The organism is Erwinia sp. ErVv1 (assembly GCF_900068895.1).
Classification (GTDB): domain Bacteria; phylum Pseudomonadota; class Gammaproteobacteria; order Enterobacterales; family Enterobacteriaceae; genus Erwinia.
In genome coordinates this window covers 1-265 of record NZ_CDPK01000044.1, presented here as the reverse complement: position 1 = coordinate 265, position 265 = coordinate 1, and the positions used below count along the sequence as shown (strand labels likewise).

General features: G+C 48.3%; 1 protein-coding gene. It reads left to right on the top strand.

From position 1 onward, the window contains the following. Positions 1-265, top strand: a 265-nt coding sequence (locus A1830_RS23100; protein ID WP_197473388.1) for a hypothetical protein, incomplete at both ends; no start/stop codon positions are given.

Sequence of the window (265 nt, the reverse complement as noted above, 5' to 3'; positions counted from 1 at the left end):
CAACTGCTGCCCCAGCCAGCACCACTACAACTGCTGCTGCAACGCCTGCTGCAACTACCGCTGCACCGGCTAAAACGACCACCACGACTAAGCATCATAAAAAACATAAAAAAGCGGCTAAGAAAGCTGTAGCGCAGAAAGCTCAGGCTGCCAAAAAAGTTCACCACAAGAAAGTCGCTAAGAAAGCTGTAGCGCAGAAAGCTCAGGCTGCTAAAAAAGTGCACCACAAAAAAGTGGCTAAAAAATCTGTAGCGCAGAAAGCTCA